The sequence below is a fragment of the Enterococcus sp. DIV1089c genome, from assembly GCF_050530965.1.
GTDB lineage: Bacteria > Bacillota > Bacilli > Lactobacillales > Enterococcaceae > Enterococcus_B > Enterococcus_B hirae.
Genome location: NZ_CP172888.1, coordinates 577,245 through 595,032 on the forward strand (window position 1 = coordinate 577,245; position 17,788 = coordinate 595,032).

A 17,788-nucleotide genomic window follows, 5' to 3' on the forward strand; every position below is an offset into this window, starting at 1 on the left:
TGTATTGACAAAAAATCTCGCAGAAGGTAAACTTCATGAAAGTCAACTTTTCACATAGTAGCGTTTCAGGTGTTTTGTTCAGAAAGTCGGTGGTAGCTGCGAACCGATCAAGCCGAAATGTCGAATTACATGAAAAGGAATAAAAACTAAATAGTTAAATCAAAGTGAAAAACAGAACTGTTTTTAATTAAGGTGGTACCGCGGAGTCATTCGTCCTTAGTTGAAAATAGTTCTTTTTGTTTGATTAGAGGGGGAAATGCCCATGAATTGTGGCGGAGTCATTCGATATCTATTCTTTTTTAGTACTTCGATTAACTAAAAAAGGAGAATGATTATGAAGAAAAAAGGAAAACCGAGTTTTAAAGAAGCTGTATTTGTCTTATTGGTGATTGTGGCAAGTATAGCAATTGGGGTTGTCGGATTAAAATTATCACCAAACATTACGATCTTAGCAGCAATTGGAATGATCATGCTTTACGCTGTAGTGAAAAGATACCCAACAGAGTGGTTACATGAAGGAATTATCAATGGAATCAAACCGGGAATCATTCCGATTTTTATCTTTATATTAGTCGGCGCACTGATTGCGGTGTGGATCCAAGCAGGAATTATCCCGACACTTATGGTTATTGGTTTTAAATTGATAAGTGTCAAGTGGTTTGTTCCTTCTGTATTTGTTGTTTGTGCTATCATCGGTAGTGCAGTAGGGAGTGCTTTTACTGTCATGTCAACGATTGGGATCGCATTTTTCGGTATTGGTACGACATTAGGAATTAATCCAGCGTTAGTCGTGGGATCAATTGTTTCAGGTGCTGTTTTTGGAGATAAAATGTCTCCTTTGTCAGAGTCAACCAATCTAGCCGCAGCAATCGTTGATGCCGATCTATTCAAGCACATCAAACATATGATGTGGTCTACGGTTCCAGCTTTTGTCGTTTCCTTCTTTTTGTTCATGGTTCTTGGACACACAAATAGAGAAACTAGTCTAACGGCTATCCGAGAAGTCACTGATATTCTGGAAGCAAACTTTACAATTTCTTTTTGGTCGTTGATTCCCTTGTTCTTAATGTTATTATGTGCTTGGAAAAAAGTACCAGCTATCTTGACTATTCTATTAAATATAGCTGTGGCGGTGGGAATGATCTTTATTCAGAATCCGCAAACTTCTCTTAGTAGTTTAGCGACAGTGATTGAATCTGGATTCGTTGCAACTACTGGCAATCAACAAATTGATTCATTACTTAGTCGTGGTGGGATCGAAAGTATGATGCCAACTGTTTCTTTGATCATTTTAACATTATCACTTGGTGGATTACTCATTGAATTCGGTTTGATTTCCACTGTTATGGATGTTGTTTCTAAGAAAATGACCAATACACCAAAATTGATTTTCACCACATTGATGACAAGTATTGGTGTCAATCTCTTTATTGGAGAACAATTTTTATCAGTTATCTTACCTGGGAATGCGTTCAAAGAAACTTACCAGAAAGCTGGGTTTGACCCAACTGTTTTAGGTAGAACGTTAGAAGATGGTGGCACAGTGATCAATTACCTTGTACCTTGGGGAATTGCGGGTAGCTTTGTAGCTAGTACCTTTGGGATTCCAACCCTCACATACTTACCATTTGTCTTTTTCAGTTTACTCTCACCAGTTTTTTCAATGGTTAGCGCCTTTACTGGATTAGGGATCGCAAAAATAGACGAAAAGCCGAATGGAACGCTTGGTATCGATACTAACGAATAAACCATGGGAATATTTGAATCAAAAAAACGCTCAAAACAGCAATGTTTCGGGCGTTTTTTTTACGATATACTTATTTTTGTTCTTCAATCAACTTCTTCATTTGTTCGATTTCTTTTTCTTGCGCTTCGATGATGTCGTTTGCTAATTTCTTGACTTCAGGATCTTTCAAATTGGCACGTTTACTGGTTAAAATAGCAATCGAATGATGAGGGATCATGGCTTTCATCCAAGCGACATCACTGACTGTTGTTTGACTACGGACCATAAACAAAGAACCGGCAAATACTAAGACACTTACCCCTAAAATGATTTTGTTCAATGTTTTATTCTCATACATTTTCCACATAAATAAGAGCATGATGATCGCCATTACAGCGCCCATCATCAATGCCATGAACACCCGTGTACGACTAAAGAAAAGATGATCGATCGAGTAGACATTCAAATACATCATACCAAACATGATGACGGTCGATACCCCAATCATTAATAAAAATTTCCAATACTTTTTCATTTAAAAACACTCCTTTTATTTTTTCCCCAACTTTTATCTTCTCAGCTTACAAAAAAACAAGCAACTAAATTGTTTGGTACAACTTAGTTGCTTGTTTTTGGCTTAAGGAACTCAAGCTATTTATAGGGCTTTTAAGCAAAGATATCATTTTTCTTGCGGTAGCTAAAGAAAATCACCAAGTAAAGAAGGGCAGTCAATAATGTCACACCAATTGAATTAGTGAAGAAGATTCCCACAAAGATCAATCCTAAAACTACGATTGCTAATAAGTTTACCCCTTTTTCAAAAAGAGAACCTTTCTTTAAAGCAAGGATAAAGGCTGCAATACTGATCATAAGCCAGATGACTAAGACAGTGTAGGAAAGAGAACCAGCCAAATAGCCAAATAGTTTGTCACCAACAAAGTAAGAAAGAACAACGCCTAAATATAAAACACTTGCGCAAAATAATACGGAACGTTGTGGAACATGGTGTTTATTCAAAACAGATAGTTTTTTTGCTGCACCTTTTTTGTCTTTTAAACGGAAATACAGCAAACGTGAAGAAGCATATACACCTGAGTTGATGGAAGAAAAGAGCGCTAAGATGATCACAAAGTTTACAAGATCAGCGGCAAATGGAATATGCATTTTTTCAAATACCATCACAAATGGGCTAGCAGATGAGTTTGCCAAGGTATCCCAAGGGAAAATGATTAATAACAAGAACAATGGAATGATATAAAATGAAATGATTCGTCCCATTACTCCACGAATTGCCTTAGGAATCGCTTTTTTTGGATTGTCGGCTTCACTTACTGTGATCGCAATCAATTCTGAACCACCATAAGAATAAATAACTACGAGTAACGAGTTGACGATTCCTTTCATACCATGAGGGGCAAAGCCACCATGATCCGTAATACTGTTTAGTGTAGGAAAGACCCCAATGTCAAACATTTGATGACCTACCAGGTATATCCCGAAGATAATCAACAATATGATTACGCTGATTTTAGCAAATGCCAACCAATACTCAGTTTCAGCAAATAACCGCACAGAATATAAATTAATCAACGTTGTCAACACGGCTAGAATTAAGACAAAGGTCCAAGGTGGAATCGTTGGAAACCATAATTGTAAGAAGGATGCTGCCGCTACAGCTTCGGCAATAATATTGATCGTCCATAATGAATAGTAAACCCAGTCGATAAAGTCAGCAGAATGGGCACCTAAAAAAGGTCGAACAAGCCCCGATAATCCATGCTGGGTATCCCCGTCATCTAAAACTAATTTACCAAGACCATTCATTACGATGAATAAAACAGCCCCACCAATCAAAAAAGCAATCAAGACACCAGGACCGGCAATCCCAATAGCTTCGCCACTTCCTTTAAATAGTCCCGCACCAATAGCACCCCCCAGTGCTAGCATCGTGATGTGTCTGGAACTTAGTTGTTTTTTTAGTTTGTTTGTTTCAGTTTTCTCCATAAGCAACCCCTTTTCTAAGACTAAACTATTGACGGCGAAACAATCGCAGTCAAATGATTGATAACTATATTAAGTAGAAAAATAACTTTTTATATCATAGCAAATTATCTGACAATTTCAACAATTCTGTAAATAAAAATTTCTACTTTAATGAAAACATCATATGTTTGTCATAAATTTCCTATGTAAGCGTAAAACTTGATAGTAGGAGCAAACCCTAATAAGAGAGCGTTTTGTTTGTCTTTTCCTAAGGGAAGAAATTATGATAGCAAAAAATCACTAATTTTCATGTTACTATTGAATTAATCAAATGAACCATAATGGTCATAGGAAAGTGAGGAAACCAGAATGTCAAAATTGCCTATCTTATTGGTTGCAAAAGATAAAGCGTTGTATTTTTTACCCTCGATTGATTCATTAGATGTCATTTCGGGAAAAGATTTATTAGATCCAGTGTATTTTAATTTTTTCCATCCCAAATTGAAAGAATATGAATTGATCGTTTTTTTAGATTATGGATTCGAAACGGAAATAGCTGCGAAGATCCGCCCTTATACAACAGCTAAAATCGTTTTATACTTTTGGAATCATTTGAAAGAAGAGGAACACTTTAGAATGCTTCAACAAGCACAAAACGAATCGGCCGTCGATGAAATATACCATTTTGACCGGATAGAGGCGCAAAAACTTGGATTACGCCACAATAGTTCATTTTATTCTAAAAAGATGAAGATTCCTCAGGTGGAAGTCACTTCTGATTTGTTTTTTGGTGCCACTGATAATGGTCGTAAGGAGCTAGCAGAGAGCTATCGCAAGGAATTTGAACAGCGTGGACTTACAACCAATTATTATATTTTACCTTCACGAGGAAATGAGCAGGCGAATTATCTTTCTTACGCAGATTATTTAGCATTGACCGCACAATCACAAGGAATTTTAGAACTCATGAGAGCAGGACAAAAAGGAGTCACTTTACGAACTTTTGAATCTAGTTTTTTTGAGAAAAAGTTAGTGACTGACAATGAAGCAATTAAAAGCTACTATTTTTATAATCCTCAAAATATCTTTTTACTGCAGGAACGAAATTTGGAGGAATTGCCGGAATTCCTGCATTCACCTTTTCAGCCAGTTGATCCGAACATTTTAAACTTTTTTGATGTCAATAATTGGGCTCAAAGGTTCTTATGGCTAGATAAAGTAGACTTTGAAAAATATGAGTATCATAAAGAAGATTAAGAATGTATGGGTGAAAAAGCTGGAAAAATTTTTTAGAAAAACATTCGTTCTTTTAACGATGTAAACCTTTTCTCATTATACCAGATAAATCGCTTCCTTTTACGTTAATTATTTCAGTGGTAGCCGTAATAGTTGATAGTTATTTCTTCCTATTTAATAGTAAAATAGGCTCCATAGGTTTAGTTGGCGTATCAGATATGATAAATGTATCGTCATTTGTTTAATATCTGATCGTTCAACAAGCGGATCTTTTGGTTTGATGGAGGAAAAATGAATAGATTAGAACGAAAAAAAATAATACAAGTGATTTTAGGGACCAGTATGATTGCATTAGCGATCACATTATTGATCACTGCACATAAAGGCGCAGACACGATCAGTGTTTTTTTATTAGGAATGTTGACGTTGATCGATATTCCCTTTTGGGTAGCTAGTTTGTTGTTTAATGCAGTAGTGTTAGGAATCGTTGCTATCTTCAATCGAAAAGAATTAGGGATCGGTAGTTTAATCAATGGTTTTGGATTGGGATTACTGATTGGACAGATTGAACCATGGCTAAATAAACTTTCAGTTAACATGACTGGTTATTCGATCATGGCAGTTCTTTTAGCCCCTATTTTATTTGGGGTTGGAGCGGGATTATATGTTTCTTCAAACAAAGGATCTGCTGCATTAGAAGCACTGACTCAATTGCTTTTTAAATTTACGGGATTTAGTTTAACTTTTATTCGGATCGGTTTAGATGCACTAATGGTCATTGTAGGCGTATTATTAGGTGCCCCTATTGGTATCGGAACACTTCTATGTGTACTAGCGATTGGACCAATCTTTGGATTAACACTAAAGCAATTGAATAGAGTTTAAACGTGTGAAGCAATTCTGTGCAAATCGAACATCATATTTATATGTATTACATAGAAAGAGTCGGATTGATATCCAGACTCTTTTTTGTTTTGTTTACTAATGATTCAGTTTAATGAAAAAAATAAAGAGAAAGTTTATTTTTGTTCAAAAAGTTGAACGATAACAAAATAAAAAAACAAAAAACAGCATTATTTTTGTGCGGATTTTCTCTGGAAATCCATCAGACAGCTAGATAAAGTGATTAAAAAAACGGATACATATTAAATAAGGTAAGACTTTTAAGAAGTAATTAGACCAATATTTTAGTTTATTTCGGATTTGGCGATACAAAACACAAAAAGATAAACAAAAAACAGATGTTAAAATTTTTTATACTCAAGCTATAGAAAAGAGGTGAAAACGAATGAATCATTTACCTATCAATACAGGTGATACAGCATTTATGATTTTATGTACCGCAATGGTTTGCTTGATGACTCCTGGCTTGGCATTTTTTTATGGCGGGCTGGCACGGAAAAATAACATCACAACTATTATGGCACAGTCGTTTCTTTCAGTAGGAATAACAACTTTGATGTGGATATTTGGTGGTTTTGGATTAGCTTTCGGTAGAGATATCGGTGGACTAATTGGTAATCCAGCTGACTTTTTTTTAATGAAGCATGTCTCTAACGCACCTAATTTATTACATGGAGCAACGATTCCTTTTTTGATGTTCTTTTTATATCAATTGATGTTCATCGTAATCACCGTTCCATTGATGACGGGGGCCTTTGCTGGAAGATTGAATCTTAAAGGTTATGTTTTGCTTTTGATTTTTTGGAATCTTCTGATTTATTTCCCTGTTTGTCACTGGATATGGGGAGGCGGATTTTTAGCACAATTAGGCTTCCGAGATTTTGCTGGTGGTGCTGTCATCCATACAACTGCAGGTTTCGGCTCGTTGGCATGTATTTTGACACTTGGACAAAGAAAGATTCCTACTTCTAAACGATCAGGACATAGTAGTTTGATGGCAGCAGCTATTGGAACAGGTCTTCTTTGGTTTGGCTGGTTTGGATTTAATGCTGGAGGGGCACTCCGAGCAGATTACCAAGCGGTCAATGCTTTTGGTTCAACTTTTGTTGCGTTGGCATTTGCGATGATGACGTGGTTGATCTTAGCGAAAATCAGAGGGAATGGTTTTGATTTTGTCGACATTTTAACTGGTTCTGTCGCTGGACTTGCAACAGTTACACCGTGTGCAGGCTATATTAATCCAAGAAGTGCCATCATCATCGGAATCATTGCCGGAATTGTTTGTCAGTATGCTGTTGCATTTCGTAAGAAGAAAAATTGGGATGATGCACTTGATGTATGGGGTGTACATGGCATGGGTGGTTTTACTGGAACCATCTTAATTGGGCTTTTTGCTACAAATGCTCATTTGCTCTCTGATTCACACAGCTGGTTCCTATTAGGTGTTCAAATCATCGGTGTTTGTCTAGTTGCCTTATACGCTTATGCGCTCACAGCAGGTATCTTAAAGAGCATCATGTGTCTAACGATCATCACGACGACGAAAGAAGAACAAGAAGAAGGATTAGATTTCACGTTTTTTGAAAATAAATAAATTAAATATAGTAGAAAAGAGGAAGTTTCATGCAAGAAAGCAAAGCGAAAATTCCTGCGAAGAAATTAACATTTTTTGGCTTTTTAGCCATGACGATCTCAATGGTTGTTTCACTTTATGAGTACCCAACATTTGCGACATCGGGCTTTAGTTTGGTTTTCTTCCTGTTGTTAGGCGGTTTGTTATGGTTTATTCCGGTAGCATTATGCGCGGCTGAAATGGCAACTGTTAAAGGCTGGGAAAAAGGCGGTGTCTACACTTGGGTAAGTCGCACGCTAGGTAAAAGATTTGGATTTGCTGCCATCTTTTTCCAATGGTTTGAAATCACAGTTGGTTACTTAACGATGTTGTATTTCCTGACAGGAGCATTATCTTATGCAACAGGAATCTCTGCGATTCAAAATAATAAGTTTTTGAAATTAGCGATTCTTTTAATTATTTTTTGGGCTATTTTATTGTCTCAATTAAGAGGGACAAAATATACTTCATTGATTGCTCGGATCGGATTTATTGCAGGGATCTTGTTACCAGCACTAGTTCTATTCGGATTAGGTATCCACTATGTGGCTTCTGGCGCACCCTTACAAACGACACTATCAATGAAAACATTGATACCTGATTTCTCAAAATTACCAACATTAGTCGTTTTTGTTTCATTTATTTTAGCGTATATGGGGGTAGAAACTTCCGCTAGTCATGCAAATGAAATGGAAAATCCTAAAAAGAATTATCCACTAGCGATGTTCGTATTAGTTATATTAGCGATTATTTTGGATACATTTGGTGGATTGACAGTGGCAACAACTGTTCCTCAACAAGGATTATCACTCAATACAGGGGTTATTCAATCTCTTGAATTTTTATTGCGACACATTGATCCTAGTCTTGCTTGGATTGCAAAAATTCTTGCTATCTTAGTGTGCTTAGGGGTTATTGGAGAAATTGCATCATGGGTCACTTCACCATCTAAAGCCTTACATGTGGCTGCCGAAGAAGGTTTATTACCCGCACATTTTGCGAAAGAAAATGCTTATGGTGTACCGGCAAACTTAATGATTGCTAATGGGATCGTTGCATCCATTTGGGCAACTGTCTTTACATTAAGTGGTGGCGGAAATAATTTATCCTTCCTTGCAGCTATGTCACTAACAGTAGTTATCTATTTGATGCTGTATTTTATGTTTTTTATTGGCTATTTAAAATTAGTTTACAAAGATGATTCATTAGAACGGGCTTATCAAGTGCCAGGTGGAAAAGTTGTCAAAACCATTGTCGCTTGTTTAGGATTATTGACTTCACTATTTGCTTTTTGTATTTCTTTTGTACCACCTTCAAGTATTGCTGCAGGCCAACATGGAATCTATGAAACGATTTTAGTCATTTCATATCTCATTGTTGCAGTTATTCCTTTTACGATTTATGCATATCGTCATAAATTTCAACATGCAAATAATAAATAAAAATTGAAAGCTGGTTATTAAAATGGATGTCAAAGAATTAGAACAATTGATTGGGAAAAATTTCCACTACTATCAAACAGGACATGTAGCAGATTATATCCCAGCGCTTGCACAAGTAAATCCGGAACAATTAGGAATGGCAATTTATGATTTGAAGAAAAATCAATTAATCGAAGCGGGTGATTCGCAAGTTCGTTTTGCGATTGAAAGCATGTCAAAAGTACCCGTATTATTATTAGCCATCCAAGATAATGGCATCGATAAAGTCTTTCAAACGATCAATACAGAACCAACAGGTTTTGCTTTTAACTCGATTTTGAATATGGAACTCAATCATCGTCATCATCCAATGAATCCATTTGTGAATGCTGGTGCGATTGCAACCACTTCTTTGATTGCCGGAAAAGATCCAGAGGACAAATTCAATCGTATTTTAGCTTTTATGAAAGAAATTTGTGATGATCCTCAAATTACATTGAACGAAGAAATTTATCATTCTGAATCAAGAACTGGGGATATTAATCGCTCCTTGGCTTATTACATGAAAGGTAATCAAATGATCGACGGAGATGTATCAGAAATCCTCGATGTGTATTTTAAACAATGTTCAGTAAATGTGACTGCTAAAGGGATTGCCAAGTTAGGCGCTGTCTTAGCGAATAAAGGTATTGCTCCTTGGAGTGGACAACAAATCATTACAGAAGAAAGCGCAACGATTGTCAAATCAATTATGACAACTGCAGGATTGTACGATGAATCAGGGGAATTTTCTGTTCATGTCGGTGTTCCAGCTAAAAGTGGTGTCGGTGGGGGCCTAATGGTAGCTGTTCCTAATTATTATGGCATGGGTGTTTTCAGCCCAGCATTAGATGCTTTTGGTAATAGCGCAGCTGGAATCCAACTTTTAAAAGATGTTGTCGAAAAACTCGATGTTGATATTTTTGACTAAAATTAGCGAGAAAGTATTAAGCAGAATGATGAAAGACAGATTCCTCCTTAGTTGAATCTTTTTTACTCGATGCAAAAAATGCTTCACTGTCATTTATTTATAGTTAATGATTGGTTTGTTCGGGCTGGGAAGAAGCTTTTTCCCAGCTCAGACTTTTTTATTTTGTTTTTGTAAACGTTTTCCTTTTAAGGGGATAAAAAAATGGGTTTTAAGTAATATGTTTAAATAAGTATATATATAAATTAGAGGAGCGAAAAAGGCATGTTGGAAAATTACATTGAGCGGAATATTTCGAGAAAAGTCTATCTTTGTGAGCAATTATTTGAATTTCAAGAAATAGATATCGAATATATTGCCAAAATGTTAGGTGTGACAATGCCTACTGTGTTACACGATCTTGAAAGTATCACCGAATGTTTAGAATATTGTATCGAAGACATTAAGCGAGAAAAGCATATCTATAGAGTCATATTTAAACATGGTATTGAATTATCAGAATTAACACAGTTTTTATATGGACAATCGTATTTTTTAAAATTTTTAAGTTATTATTTTAGAGGGCAATTCACTAGTACGGAATTATCAGATCTTGAGTTTATCTCTTTAAGTAAAGTTTATACGATCAAAAAGACAGTCTTAGATTTCTTTAAAGCTAATTCCTATTTAAGAAATAAACAAATTATCATTCCTGAATTTGACGTGCAAAATCTTTTACTTTCCTTAGTGAGATACATTAATTGGGAAGGGTATGAAAATAAAAATCATCAAGTAATAGATGCTTGTCACCAATTGATTGATTTTGTCGAAACACATTTTTTCAAACGAAGATATTCTGATGAAGATAGATTTTTGATTGTTCGAGGAATTGAAATAGCGATTGGACGTAAAGAATATCCTCTTTATTTTGATGAAGAAGATAAAAAGTCAGCTGAAAAAAAGCCTTTATTTCATATTGTTAGCCAAGGGTTAGCTGAACAAAAAGAACATTTAGATATACAAGAAGAAGACGTGTATTATATTTTTTCGTTATTTAACACACGAAATTATACGAACGAAAATATGGAATTATTGAAAAAAGATTTTGAAGTTGTTTATACCAGTTTCATTGAAAACACGCCTTGTCTCCATGAGCTAATCGAAAAAATTGTAACTAGAATTGACAAAAATTGTAAAAATGATTTTATTTTAAAAAAATCATTTTTACAGTTTATTCGTACGATCTGGGCAGATGGTCAAGTATTTCTCCCTGATCAAATCTATTTATTAACTACTGCAGAAAAAAAACTGTATGAGGATATCATAGTTATTCTCAATGATTGGAAGGAAACATACTATCCAAAAGTAAGATGGAATCACAACTTGATCAGAAAATTTGTTAAAAGTATGACCTTGATTACAGACGAAAAAGAAGAACAACCTACTGAAATTTTCATTGTGGCTCCTAGTGTTGTAAAGCAAATTTTTTATCGTGAACTACTCATGTCCGAAATGAATGAATATACTGAACTGAATCCAATGATTTATCATTCGTTAGAAGAATTACCAGATGAATGCTTGTATTTTACGCACAGAATCGTGTATTGTGATTATACTGTATATCAATATGGATTTGACACTGAAAACACGAGGGTGATACCAATTTCTTTGAACAGAAAATATGAGCATCTTAATACCACATGGTCGGTTGTTTCAAATAAAAAGCACTTATAAACAGCAAGAATCAAATAGCAATAATCGAAAGTGGGCGTTCAAGAAGGAAGTGAATTCTTGAACGTCACTTTTCTGTTTTTAGAAAACAACATCAATGGTTTCTAAGTTCCATCCGAGTATTGTTTTTTGCAAATTTTCAACTTATATTGGTTGTCAAAAAAAGAGAAACATGTCTTACTAGTAATGAGAGTAAAGTACAGAGGAGGAACGACAATGACGATCTTAGCAGCCATTGATTCATTTAAAGGAAGTGCCTCATCGTTTGAATTAAATCAAGCAGCTTTGAACGGCTGGTTTTCAAAAAAAGGAGAAAAAATCAATCGCCCGATTGCTGATGGAGGAGAAGGAACAGCAGAGGCGATCTATCATGCTTTAGGTGGTCAATGGCGGGTAATCGAAGGGGTAGATCTGCTTTTTCGAAAAGTGAGCTGCAGATATTTACTCACGGTTTATGCGGGAAAACGCCTGGCAGTGATTGAATCAACTGAAGTAATCGGTCTTGATTTATTAAAGGAGCCAACTGATCAAACGATTCGATCAGCTTCTAGCTTTGGCTTGGGAGAACTTTTGAAAGATGCTTTGACACAAGAGGTTGATCAGGTGATTGTCACATTAGGTGGGAGTGGCTGTTCAGATGGTGGCTTAGGTCTGTTGCAGTCGCTAGGAGCCAAGTTAGTTGGGGCTACAGAGGGAAATCCACTGCTGACGACGAAACGAATCGAGTGGGGCAAAAGCCGTGAAAAATTCAAAAAGGTTCAATTGCTAGTTGCTGCTGATGTGACAAGTTTTTACAGTGGCCCACAAGGAGCAGCTCAAATTTATGGTAAGCAAAAAGGTGGTACAAAAACAACTTTAGCATTTCTTGACAAACAGGCAACGAATTTAACCGAACAGATAAAACAAACGACTAATATTGATTTAAATGCTGTTTCTGGAAGTGGGGCTGCTGGTGGAATCGGTGGAGCGTTATTGCTTGTCGGTGGTAAAATGGTTTCTGGTTTTTCACTTGTTGCTCAACTGATTGGTTTAGAAGAAGCCATCAAACAAGCAGATCTCGTGATCACAGGTGAGGGACGAATCGATCAGCAGACGAACAATGGGAAAGTACCATATGGTGTAGCTAAACTGGCAAAGAAACATGGGAAAAAAGTTATTGCGTTATGTGGCAGTCGCGAAAAAAATCTTGGACGATTAGATGAATTTCTGCCAAGTGTTTTTAGTATCCAGCTAGGACCGATTGAATTGAAAAAAGCCTTAGATCGTCAAGAAACCCTCGAAAAAGTAGCGATTATGACACATAATCTCAGCCGATTAGTGGAAGATGATTTATCTTAGTTGACAGTTTAAAAATAATTATGTTAACCTAATGACAAATAAAACGAAGTGAGGGATCTTGCCATTGAAAAACTAAGTCAATGATTGAAAGCTGCATTAAGGCTATTTTATTAATGAGAAAAGTGCATAAATTACATTAATCACGATGTTTGAGTGAAGAGAAACGGTCTAACGATTGCCCGTTGAAGCTTGCTCATGCAGAATTTAATGTGAAAAACACTTACTCAATAAAAAATAGCAGGCAGATTTTCAGAATTGGCGAGTTTTCATTGGTGGGGTCTCTTTTTGTATCCCTTCTTTGGCGACCAGTTCTGAAAATAGGACTGGTCTTTTTTATAGGAGGATATAAATGTCGAAGATAGAAATTAAAAATTTAACTTTTGGTTATGACAATCAAGTGCTACCCTTATTTGATCAAGCTACATTGAATTTTGATACCACTTGGAAATTAGGATTGATCGGTCGGAATGGACGTGGAAAAACGACATTATTGAACATTTTACAAGATAAACTACCTTATCAAGGACAGATTATCCATCAGCAAGAATTTAACTATTTCCCTCAAGAAATTGGAGAAGAAGCACAATTTACTTATGATGCGTTGAATGAGATAGCTGATGTCGAACTTTGGGAAATCGAAAGAGAACTACAATTAATGGAAACTGACCCAGAGATTTTGTGGCGACCATTTCACACACTGTCTGGTGGTGAAAAAACAAAAGTACTCTTAGCACTGCTTTTTGTTGATGATCAGCATTTTCCTTTGATCGATGAGCCGACGAATCATTTGGATTTAGTCGGAAGAAAACAAGTAGCTAATTACTTGCAGAAAAAAAATCAAGGATTTATCGTGATCAGCCATGATCGCGGATTTATCGATGAAGTGGTCGATCATGTATTAGCCATTGAAAAAAGCCAATTAGAACTGTATCAGGGGAACTTTTCAGTATATGAAGAGCAAAAGCAGTTAAAAAATGAGTTTGAGATTGCCCAAAATGAAAAAATCAAAAAAGAAGTCACGCGCTTGAAGAAAACTGCAGCAGAAAAAGCAGAGTGGTCCCGCTCTCGTGAGGGAGATAAGACGAAAAAAAGCGTTGGGTTTATCGATACCGAAAATCGTAGAGTGAATCGTGGTGCAATTGGTGCGGATGCCGCTCGAACGATGAAACGCTCGAAAGCAATCGTGAATCGGATGGAAACGCAAATCGGGGAAAAAGAAAAATTATTGAAGGATATCGAATATGTAGAGCCTTTGACAATGAATGTCAAAAAAACACATCATAAACGATTGCTGACTGTGGAGAATTTACAACTGGGGTATCAACAGCTGCTTTTTTCGCCCGTTAATTTTACGATTGACCAAAACGAATGTGTGGCGTTGACAGGGGCAAACGGTATAGGGAAATCTACGATCATCCATTATCTTTTAGACGATTTTGATGGAATAACTGCAGGTACGATCCATAAGCCTAATCAACTAACGATCAGTTACGTGCGTCAGAATTATGAAGATAATCGCGGTACGCTCAGTGAATTTGCAGAAAAGCAAAAAGTTGATTATCAAACATTTTTAAATAATCTCCGCAAGTTAGGGATGGAAAGAGAAGTCTTTCATAACCGAATTGAACAGATGAGTATGGGGCAACGCAAAAAAGTTGAACTAGCCAAGTCGCTTTCTCAAGAAGCGGAATTATATATTTGGGATGAACCGTTGAACTATTTAGATGTCTTCAATCAAGTCCAGTTGGAGCAACTGATTTTATCGTTTAAACCTGCAATGTTGGTTGTGGATCATGACCAACTCTTCTTAAATAAAATAGCTGATCGACTCATTTCACTCAAATAACTCATTGTCATCAATAAGTAGTGAAACTTGTTTTGCTCATTAGTTATGTTACAATCGAGCCAGAACAAACAAAGGAGCGTTGAATAATGTTATATGTAACTAGACATGGCGAGACAACTTGGAATGCAGCAGAACGGGTCTGCGGGAGAGCGGATGCCCCGTTAACAGAAAAAGGGCAAAAACAAGCGGAGAAATTGGCTGAAAAAGTTTCAGAATTACAAATCCCAGTCACGAAGATTATCCATTCCCCTTTACAACGTGCAAAAGATACAGCGCAAGCCGTTGCCGATAAACTTCACTTGCCAATGGAAGTAGATGAACGATTAATCGAAATGGATTTTGGGGAATACGACGGGATGCCAAGTCATGAAACAATCTTTCAAGAAGCACGACAAGAATTTGCGGTGCGCTTTCCAAATGGTGAATCAGTGTTAGATGTTTATGCTCGAGTTGTTCCATTGATCGAAGAATGTCTTGCTGATGAAGAGAACGTCTACCTATTAGTTTGTCATAATGCGTTGATTCGTATCATGAACGCTTATTTCCATCCTATGCCAAATGAGACATTCTTTGATTTTTTTGTTGAAAATACGGAATTAGTTACTTTTCCCAGTAAACATGAGCTGAACACTATAAAGTCTTAACTCATTTTTGGCGGGTAGCAGCGGAGTCAAACATTCGTATCATGAATCAAAAAAATAGTTGATTTCTGAAACCGATAAGCGGAAGAATCCAAAAATAGTTTTTGCTATTTTTGTCATTCTTCCGTTTATTTACGTGGCTTTTTGTCAATAAGGACTGATGAGTTGTATAAATCAAATAGAGGTCAGAATGAACCAATGATTGATGCGTATTTTTGTTCTGTCATTCAGCGCATGAAACACTTTTTAGTCGGTGTGTCGTTCTTTCTTTAGTTATATAATTAGCCATTAATCTTTGAAATCGCCTATCATTATCAATCAACGAAAACGCTTTTAGAAATAAAATTAATTTATTTTTATAAAAATGTTGAAATTTTATTTCACAAGAGGTATACTCTGTTCATAGAAATGAATACGGATACATCGCGTGAGGGGGAGACAGATGTTTGGTTTTTCGATCTTTATGAATGAAGCTTTAACGATAGAAAAAAAAGCTTATATCCAAAAGATGGCAAAGAATGGGTTTGATGGGATATTTACTTCTATGCATATTCCTGAAGATGATGCTAGTTTATATAAAAAACGGTTAACAGAACTAGGCGAATGTGCCAAAGAAAATCAATTGGATCTAATGGTAGATATTTCTGGAGATGCTTTAAAACATGCTGGGTTTTCGATGGCAGATTTAGAGCCATTAAAAAAGATTGGCGTTACTGGGTTACGAATGGATTATCATCTTTCAAATGAACAAATTGCGAATTGGAGCCATCAAATCAAAATCAGTTTAAACGCCAGCACGATCACTCCACAAGATGTCACAGAATTACAAGTCGCTAATGCAGATTTTTCTCAACTTGAAGCATGGCATAATTACTATCCGCGTCCCGAAACTGGATTAGATCGGAAATGGTATCAAGAAAAAAATCATTGGCTAAAAGAACAAGGCTTTACAATCCAAGGTTTTGTGGCAGGCGACGAAGCATTACGTGGTCCGTTATATCAAGGTTTACCTACTTTAGAAAGTCATCGACATGTCCATCCTTTAGCTGCTGCGCTAGATTTGATGTCATGCGATACAGATTTGATTTATATCGGTGATGGCGGACTTTCAGAAGAAGTTCAAGAACAATTTGCCATGTATCAAAGAGAACAAACAATTTTACTACATGCTGAAGTAATTGATGCTCAGTTTTACGAGTATATTTTAGGAAACCATATGAATCGGCAAGATGAAGCAAGAGATGTTATCCGCAGTGCGGATGCACGGTTTAGAAACATCCCTCAAATTCCTCCTCGTGATACGAAAGAACGAGCAAAAGGAACGATTACTTTAGATAATGAACGATATCTTCGTTACATGGGGGAGATTCAAATTACTAAAAAGGATTTACCAGCAGATGAAAAAGTGAATCGGGTCGCTCAAATAAGCGAAGCCGAGTTACCGCTACTTGAGCAAATCCGTGCAGGGGTAAATTTTAAAATAATTAGAAGAGAAGGAAAAACAAATGAAGCAAATTAATTTAGAAAATCTAACAACAGAGCGACGAAATCAACAAACATTTGGACTTGATAAAATGAGTGTTACCCAAGCAGTTCAGCTAATGAACCAAGAAGATCATAAAGTTGCCGAAGCCGTTTCAAAAGAATTGGCTAGCATCGAACCAGTGATCCAACAGACGATTAAATCTTTCCAACAAGGTGGTCGATTGATCTACATGGGTGCCGGTACAAGTGGTCGTTTAGGTGTGCTAGATGCTGCAGAGTGTGTACCAACATTTGGTGTAGAACCTGAGATGGTCATTGGCTTGATTGCTGGTGGTGAAGCAGCCATGACAGTTGCGGTTGAAGGAGCAGAAGACTCTTTAGAGTTAGGGAAAGAAGATTTAGTAAACTTAGGATTAACTGAAAATGATATGGTCATCGGGATTGCCGCAAGTGGTCGTACACCGTATGTGATTGGCGGTTTAGATTATGCTCGTACAATCGGTGCGACTACTGCTACAATTTCTTGTAATAAAAATGCTGAAATCAGTCAACATGCCGATTATCCGATCGAAGTTGATGCAGGACCTGAGTTTCTAACCGGTTCAACTCGCCTAAAATCTGGTACAGCACAAAAATTGATTTTGAATATGATCTCAACAATTAGTATGATCGGGATTGGCAAAGTATTCAATAACTTGATGGTCGATGTGAAACCGACCAACGAAAAATTGATTGAGCGTTCAAAACGAATCATTATGCAAGCAACAGAGGTTGACTATCAAACCGCTGAGAAGTATTTTAATGAAGCAGATAAAAATGTGAAATTAGCGATCGTGATGATTTTAACCAATAGTGATAAAGCGACAGCAGAAGAAAAATTAGTTGAAGCAAACGGCTTTGTAAAAGGAACCTTATGAGGG

14 protein-coding genes are annotated in these 17,788 nt (G+C 36.5%); 12 read left to right on the forward strand and 2 right to left on the reverse strand.

Annotated elements, in window-relative coordinates:
* Positions 1-334: 334 nt before the first annotated feature.
* On the forward strand, positions 335-1,747 hold the full coding sequence (nhaC, locus tag IGL30_RS02720) for a Na+/H+ antiporter NhaC (RefSeq protein WP_088744977.1): 1,413 nt from the start codon (positions 335-337) through the stop codon (positions 1,745-1,747).
* Between the two features lie 70 nt (positions 1,748-1,817).
* Here the strand turns inward: nhaC and IGL30_RS02725 are convergent, their stop codons facing one another.
* Both IGL30_RS02725 and IGL30_RS02730 read right to left on the reverse strand, forming a co-directional pair.
* Positions 1,818-2,261, reverse strand: a complete 444-nt coding sequence (locus IGL30_RS02725; RefSeq protein ID WP_034699754.1) for a DUF305 domain-containing protein — start codon at positions 2,259-2,261, stop codon at positions 1,818-1,820.
* Positions 2,262-2,392: 131 nt separating this feature from the next.
* Positions 2,393-3,730, reverse strand: a complete 1,338-nt coding sequence (locus IGL30_RS02730; RefSeq protein WP_010719900.1) for an amino acid permease — start codon at positions 3,728-3,730, stop codon at positions 2,393-2,395.
* A gap of 348 nt (positions 3,731-4,078) precedes the next feature.
* On the opposite strand from IGL30_RS02730, the gene IGL30_RS02735 reads away from it, so the two are divergent.
* The 11 genes from IGL30_RS02735 (at position 4,079) to murQ (ending at position 17,785) form a co-directional block, all read left to right on the forward strand.
* Positions 4,079-4,966 (forward strand): oligosaccharide biosynthesis protein Alg14, encoded by an 888-nt coding sequence (locus tag IGL30_RS02735; protein WP_430618530.1) that lies wholly within the window; start codon positions 4,079-4,081, stop codon positions 4,964-4,966.
* 270 nt (positions 4,967-5,236) lie between these two features.
* Positions 5,237-5,830 carry a YczE/YyaS/YitT family protein gene (locus IGL30_RS02740; protein ID WP_010738324.1) on the forward strand — a complete coding sequence of 198 codons (594 nt, stop codon included), beginning with the start codon at positions 5,237-5,239 and terminating at the stop codon, positions 5,828-5,830.
* A gap of 403 nt (positions 5,831-6,233) precedes the next feature.
* Positions 6,234-7,442 carry an ammonium transporter gene (locus IGL30_RS02745; protein WP_088744975.1) on the forward strand — a complete coding sequence of 403 codons (1,209 nt, stop codon included), beginning with the start codon at positions 6,234-6,236 and terminating at the stop codon, positions 7,440-7,442.
* Positions 7,443-7,471: 29 nt separating this feature from the next.
* A complete protein-coding gene (locus IGL30_RS02750) occupies positions 7,472-8,902 on the forward strand; it encodes an amino acid permease (protein WP_010719895.1) in 1,431 nt (476 codons plus the stop codon).
* Between the two features lie 22 nt (positions 8,903-8,924).
* Positions 8,925-9,851 (forward strand): glutaminase A, encoded by a 927-nt coding sequence (gene glsA, locus IGL30_RS02755; RefSeq protein ID WP_010738321.1) that lies wholly within the window; start codon positions 8,925-8,927, stop codon positions 9,849-9,851.
* A gap of 261 nt (positions 9,852-10,112) precedes the next feature.
* Entirely contained in the window at positions 10,113-11,561 is a 1,449-nt protein-coding gene (locus IGL30_RS02760; protein ID WP_430618531.1) for a hypothetical protein, read from the forward strand.
* A 213-nt stretch (positions 11,562-11,774) separates the two neighbouring features.
* Positions 11,775-12,896, forward strand: a complete 1,122-nt coding sequence (locus IGL30_RS02765) for a glycerate kinase family protein (RefSeq protein ID WP_088744973.1) — start codon at positions 11,775-11,777, stop codon at positions 12,894-12,896.
* A 349-nt stretch (positions 12,897-13,245) separates the two neighbouring features.
* Positions 13,246-14,742: an Lsa family ABC-F type ribosomal protection protein gene (locus IGL30_RS02770; RefSeq protein WP_088744972.1), complete on the forward strand. Its 1,497-nt coding sequence runs from the start codon at positions 13,246-13,248 to the stop codon at positions 14,740-14,742.
* Between the two features lie 86 nt (positions 14,743-14,828).
* On the forward strand, positions 14,829-15,386 hold the full coding sequence (locus IGL30_RS02775) for a histidine phosphatase family protein (protein WP_010738316.1): 558 nt from the start codon (positions 14,829-14,831) through the stop codon (positions 15,384-15,386).
* Between the two features lie 439 nt (positions 15,387-15,825).
* On the forward strand, positions 15,826-16,902 hold the full coding sequence (locus IGL30_RS02780; protein WP_010719888.1) for a DUF871 domain-containing protein: 1,077 nt from the start codon (positions 15,826-15,828) through the stop codon (positions 16,900-16,902).
* Positions 16,889-17,785 carry an N-acetylmuramic acid 6-phosphate etherase gene (murQ, locus tag IGL30_RS02785; protein ID WP_123875038.1) on the forward strand — a complete coding sequence of 299 codons (897 nt, stop codon included), beginning with the start codon at positions 16,889-16,891 and terminating at the stop codon, positions 17,783-17,785. The genes IGL30_RS02780 and murQ overlap by 14 nt, the downstream gene beginning before the upstream one ends.
* Positions 17,786-17,788: the final 3 nt, after the last annotated feature.

Bases quoted from the DNA above. Each gene is read 5' to 3' on its own strand.
- nhaC (WP_088744977.1), top strand. From the start codon at position 335: ATGAAGAAAAAAGGAAAACCGAGTTTTAAAGAAGCTGTATTTGTCTTA.
- IGL30_RS02725 (WP_034699754.1), bottom strand. From the start codon at position 2,261: ATGAAAAAGTATTGGAAATTTTTATTAATGATTGGGGTATCGACCGTC.
- IGL30_RS02730 (WP_010719900.1), bottom strand. From the start codon at position 3,730: ATGGAGAAAACTGAAACAAACAAACTAAAAAAACAACTAAGTTCCAGA.
- IGL30_RS02735 (WP_430618530.1), top strand. From the start codon at position 4,079: ATGTCAAAATTGCCTATCTTATTGGTTGCAAAAGATAAAGCGTTGTAT.
- IGL30_RS02740 (WP_010738324.1), top strand. From the start codon at position 5,237: ATGAATAGATTAGAACGAAAAAAAATAATACAAGTGATTTTAGGGACC.
- IGL30_RS02745 (WP_088744975.1), top strand. From the start codon at position 6,234: ATGAATCATTTACCTATCAATACAGGTGATACAGCATTTATGATTTTA.
- IGL30_RS02750 (WP_010719895.1), top strand. From the start codon at position 7,472: ATGCAAGAAAGCAAAGCGAAAATTCCTGCGAAGAAATTAACATTTTTT.
- glsA (WP_010738321.1), top strand. From the start codon at position 8,925: ATGGATGTCAAAGAATTAGAACAATTGATTGGGAAAAATTTCCACTAC.
- IGL30_RS02760 (WP_430618531.1), top strand. From the start codon at position 10,113: ATGTTGGAAAATTACATTGAGCGGAATATTTCGAGAAAAGTCTATCTT.
- IGL30_RS02765 (WP_088744973.1), top strand. From the start codon at position 11,775: ATGACGATCTTAGCAGCCATTGATTCATTTAAAGGAAGTGCCTCATCG.
- IGL30_RS02770 (WP_088744972.1), top strand. From the start codon at position 13,246: ATGTCGAAGATAGAAATTAAAAATTTAACTTTTGGTTATGACAATCAA.
- IGL30_RS02775 (WP_010738316.1), top strand. From the start codon at position 14,829: ATGTTATATGTAACTAGACATGGCGAGACAACTTGGAATGCAGCAGAA.
- IGL30_RS02780 (WP_010719888.1), top strand. From the start codon at position 15,826: ATGTTTGGTTTTTCGATCTTTATGAATGAAGCTTTAACGATAGAAAAA.
- murQ (WP_123875038.1), top strand. From the start codon at position 16,889: ATGAAGCAAATTAATTTAGAAAATCTAACAACAGAGCGACGAAATCAA.